Genomic DNA, 4,118 nt, shown 5'->3' with positions numbered 1-4,118 from the left:
TAATTTCCCATTTTTAGCCAGTTCACCTGTTGCAACTGACGCTGAAAGTCCTTTTGCATGTGCAACAACATATGGATCTGCTTTTAGTGTTTCAAGAGTTCCCTCAGGAAATGAGCTATCTTGCCCATAAGCCTTAACATAAGCATCCATCACTGCTGGCATATGGGTATACGCATCGTCTTTAGGAATGAAAAAATGCTCTTTGTTTTGTTTTATCCACTGCGCAAGTCCATCATTGCCTTCGCCAATTTCATCGAAGACAGATTCTGGAATTTTTATTTTCCCCTGCTTACCACAGTCAACTAGCCAATCCCAAAATAAATTATTTGTAGATATTGGAAATTGGACACGATTTGCATTAACAAGAATGCATGTATCAAAAATGTACATCATCGTGCCACCTTCTCTAGTCTTGCAACAGATATACCTAATAAAGAAGATGCATCGTTAAATCCTATATACCCATTACTTGCAGCGTTTATCAATGTCGAAACCAGCTTTTTACCAAGATGAAAGGCCATAACAGCATTTGCATCTGGTCCACCACGTACATCGTTTCTAAAAGATCGAGCACGTTCAATGCAAGTTTGTACTATATAATTATAATCAGAATGTGTTATCTTATGGATATCTTTTGCACGCCTCGCAATAACTATAGAACTTACTTTAAATTTTTTTGCAATTTTATCAATGGATTGCATTAGCGGCTCTTGAAAGTTTTCTTTAATTAGTTCACTTTCAGGAACAAGATACTCCGCCGCAACTGCATTACAAAAAGTTTCTTGAGCTCTATCATAATGAGATTTAATGACCCCATCACCATTGCAATAGCCTGTGGCTCCAATAAAAATATGACATATCTCATGCAAAAGAGAAAAAACTCTCGCCTTGAGAGTATCATTTGGATTAATAACAATCATAGGAACCAAAGAGTCAGAAATACACATTCCACGAAATTCTTCTAGTGGAATTGCAGAATGATGGCTTCCTAAATCTCCAAGAAGAATAACGTATATTCCAGCATGCTGAGCCTGCTCTCGAAGGGCTTTGAAAAATTCAGCTTCATCACGGATTCTAGAGACTTTGCGAGGATCTGGCCCAAGTACAGACCGTATGGCGGCAGCTACGCTAGACACAGAAGAGTTGCTTGTCTCGGAATTAACGAAGGCAAGAGGAGCTTCCTCTTCAGCTTCTGCAATATCTTTCAGCGCCTTGTGTAAAGAGATAATACGACGCTTAAGTGCTGAAAATTCTGGAGAATCTGCAGTGTTCGGCCTAGAATCTACTGTGCGAAAATCCGCTAAGAATTCTTCCTTATGCGGAGGAATCGGGAGGAAAAAAGTGATTTCCGGGCGCCGGTAAGCTTTGGCCAGAGCTTTTAACAAAGTGCTGGAAAGGGGATGCTCTCCAGACTCGATAGACTGAAGGCGCTCTGCAGGCGTCGCCCCAGGTTTTTGTCCTCGTGGCTTAAGGGGATGGATTTTAGCCCGGTCGGCGGCTTCTTCAAGAGAAAGTCCCGCATCTTCCCGAGCCCAGCGGAGAATAGTCGGATTGGCAGGAACAGAATGGGAAGAAACCATAGTGACCTCAAAAAAATAAATGAAAATTTTTTTCAAAAATACTCCAGAATGAGGAGTATTGCAAGCCTTTATGGGGTGCTATACATCTCGAATCAACTTGCACAACAGGCCGCTGCCCCGCTCGATGCGAAGGCAACGGCCTGTTTTCATGTGGGCTGTTCACCTTTGATGCGTTATCCGGTTTGAGACTAGACCATGTTGGGCCTCATAAGAATGATATGTCTGTTGTCTTGACATCGTACACCTGTCAGACATATTTTTGTGAAAAAGGACAGCATATGCCGACAACCAGCATGACCATTCGTATGGACAGCGCGGTCAAGCAGCAGGCCCAGGAGCTGTTCGCCGCGCTGGGCATGGACATGACCACGGCGGTCAACATCTTTTTGCGGCAGGCCATCCAGCGCCAGGGGCTTCCTTTTGAAGTGGCGCTGAACCAGCCCAACCGTGAAAGCCTTGAGGCATTGGCCGAAGTCCGGGAGATGAAGCAGCATCCCGAGCGTTACAAGGGCTATACGGATGCCGAGGCCATGCTGAAGGAGCTGCTCGACTGATGCTCACCATAAAGCCCACCTCCAGATTCCAGAAGGACGTGAAGCGGGCGCAGAAGCGCGGCTATGACATGGCGCTGCTGACGGAGATCATCAAGCAGCTGGCGGCAGGGGAGCCCCTGCCCGCAAAGAACCGGGATCATGCCCTGTCCGGCAACTTTGCCGGATGCCGTGAATGCCACATCACGCCGGACTGGCTGCTGGTGTACGAGATCGCAGACGAAGAACTTGTCCTCTATCTTCTGCGGACAGGCACGCACAGCGACTTGTTCTGATGTGCCCTGAATCATCTTGCCAAGCAGGCCGCTGCCCCGCACGATGCGAAGGCAACGGCCTGTTTTCGTTGGTGATGCTCACTTGCTGGTAACTTACCGCAGCTCTTTCTGAAGGTGCATTATTCCCGTCCGATCCAAGCCGTGATTTCCTGGACGGTCTCGCTCCAGTCAGCGGAAAGCCGCAGTCGCAGGAAGGTGGCATATAGGCTCTCCAGCAGGCCGAGGCAAACCTCCATCAGATAAAACCGCTCCAGCAGCATGGCGTCCGGGTCGTCATCCTCTTCAGGCTTTTCCACCTTGGGGAGCTTCATGCTGCCCAGAGTGAAGTCATCAGCAGAGAGGGTAAACTGGAAAGCCAGCCCATCCTTTTCCAGGCGGATGGTGGCCCGGGTCACTTTTTTGCCCTTGCCCAGGCCGAAGCGGGCCTCTGTGAGCGGGGAGAGCGTACCGGCGACACTGGCGGTCTCCTTGGCCTCCCCTTGGCCTCCTTGAACGACGATGCGCTGCTCCATGGAAACAGAGAAAGGCTGGCCATCCTTGTCCACGAAGGCGCCTGGCGCCACGTCGCTCTGGAACCACAGCCAGGTCAAAAACTCCTCGCCCAGGACATTGCCCAGCATCAGGCCATCACTCCCCGGTTCACCCGTAAATCTGGTGGATTCGCTACGGTTGAGCTTGCCCATTTCCACGTCATCCAGCAGCCCCTCGGCAAGGCTATATGGCTCGATCTGCTCCAGGTGCAGACCAAAGGAGGTGATGAACAGTTCCATGAACAGGTCGATCATCTTCCCCTGGGTGGAGGCAAACCAGACTTCATTGCGATCCGGCTCCCAGACAACATGGAACTCAGCCGGGACCGGCAGAAAACGCTGGCGCAGGCGTAGCAGGATTTGTTCCTTGAGGTCTTTTTTGCGCTCACGGGAAATGAACTTTTTGCCCTGGGCCTCCATTTTTTCCTTTTCGGCCTTCAAGGCCAGGGACAACTGCTTTTTGATGATGGCCGGCGGGATGCGCCGGGTATCGAGACGCAGGGAAAAGGTGAAGTAATTGCCCTTCTGCGGCGGGGCCGTCCGCCATTCGGTGTCCAGCATATCCTCGAAGCATACCCAGCCATAGGCCTGCATCTCGGGCAGGTCGTCAATGTCCCGGAAGGCGAACTGACGCAGCTTTTCGGGGATTTGCGTCAAAAGCTCCGAAGGGATGGGGTCGATGACCCTGAAGCGGGTAAAGCTGATGCTGGCGCTGTAGATACTGCCCATGGTGATTTCTCCAAGATATGAAAAAGCCCGGACAACACCGGGCTAGTAGAGATTACAGAAAGAGACTTTAGGGTCTGGTGCCTGCATTCCTCTGGGCACCTTGGAACATCGTTTTCTTCCAAAGCATTCGATGCGTTCTCCGCAGGGTAGGGAGAGTGCTGTCAGGTGCATCCTGGGGCAGGTTTGCAGCTGGGAAGAATGGGTGGCCAGGAATGCTTCGGCAGAGGGAGGGACAGACACCATTGGTTGATCTCGCGGATCATCCAGAGGTCTGCGAGGATTTCCGATGCGCTGTTCCCTGAGAAGGGCTCGTCGCGCACGCTTGCGCAGTAGCGCCTTTTGGCGCTGGCAGCCAAAACAGATACGGCAGCGTGGCGATGGTGCTTGGAATATTTGCCCGCACTGACGGCAGGTGATGGTGTTGTAGGTAGGTGGCATGGATTTCCCTCGGCT

General features: G+C 50.8%; 5 protein-coding genes and 1 pseudogene. 2 read left to right on the top strand and 4 right to left on the bottom strand.

Annotated elements, in window-relative coordinates; all coding sequences use genetic code 11:
- Together ACQRCJ_RS12110 and ACQRCJ_RS12105 are read right to left on the bottom strand one after the other, a co-directional pair.
- On the bottom strand, positions 1-393 hold a 393-nt coding region (locus tag ACQRCJ_RS12110), incomplete at its 3' end, for a DUF4411 family protein (RefSeq protein ID WP_427799907.1).
- Positions 390-1,616, bottom strand: a complete 1,227-nt coding sequence (locus ACQRCJ_RS12105; RefSeq protein ID WP_427799906.1) for an ImmA/IrrE family metallo-endopeptidase — start codon at positions 1,614-1,616, stop codon at positions 390-392. The genes ACQRCJ_RS12105 and ACQRCJ_RS12110, both read right to left, overlap by 4 nt.
- 242 nt (positions 1,617-1,858) lie before the next feature.
- Here ACQRCJ_RS12105 and ACQRCJ_RS12100 point away from each other — a divergent pair, with 242 nt between their 5' ends.
- Positions 1,859-2,134, top strand: coding sequence for a type II toxin-antitoxin system RelB/DinJ family antitoxin (locus ACQRCJ_RS12100; RefSeq protein ID WP_427799905.1), 276 nt, complete (start codon positions 1,859-1,861; stop codon positions 2,132-2,134).
- Entirely contained in the window at positions 2,134-2,406 is a 273-nt protein-coding gene (locus tag ACQRCJ_RS12095; protein WP_427799904.1) for a type II toxin-antitoxin system YafQ family toxin, read from the top strand. The genes ACQRCJ_RS12100 and ACQRCJ_RS12095 overlap by 1 nt, the downstream gene beginning before the upstream one ends.
- A gap of 119 nt (positions 2,407-2,525) precedes the next feature.
- Here ACQRCJ_RS12095 and ACQRCJ_RS12090 read toward each other — a convergent pair whose 3' ends face one another.
- Both ACQRCJ_RS12090 and rdgC read right to left on the bottom strand, forming a co-directional pair.
- Positions 2,526-3,026, bottom strand: a complete 501-nt coding sequence (locus ACQRCJ_RS12090) for a hypothetical protein (RefSeq protein WP_427799908.1) — start codon at positions 3,024-3,026, stop codon at positions 2,526-2,528.
- A gap of 135 nt (positions 3,027-3,161) precedes the next feature.
- Positions 3,162-3,665 (bottom strand): annotated as a pseudogene (rdgC, locus tag ACQRCJ_RS12085) (recombination-associated protein RdgC); the annotation flags it as partial.
- Between the last annotated feature and the right edge of the window lie 453 nt (positions 3,666-4,118).

The organism is Desulfovibrio sp. SGI.102, assembly GCF_050314315.1.
Lineage (GTDB): Bacteria > Desulfobacterota > Desulfovibrionia > Desulfovibrionales > Desulfovibrionaceae > Desulfovibrio.
The sequence above is the reverse complement of the archived record's forward strand: the minus strand, read 5'-3'. Positions and strand labels throughout refer to the sequence as shown.

Bases quoted from the DNA above. Each gene is read 5' to 3' on its own strand.
- ACQRCJ_RS12100 (WP_427799905.1), top strand. From the start codon at position 1,859: ATGCCGACAACCAGCATGACCATTCGTATGGACAGCGCGGTCAAGCAG.
- ACQRCJ_RS12090 (WP_427799908.1), bottom strand. From the start codon at position 3,026: ATGCTGGGCAATGTCCTGGGCGAGGAGTTTTTGACCTGGCTGTGGTTC.
- ACQRCJ_RS12095 (WP_427799904.1), top strand. From the start codon at position 2,134: ATGCTCACCATAAAGCCCACCTCCAGATTCCAGAAGGACGTGAAGCGG.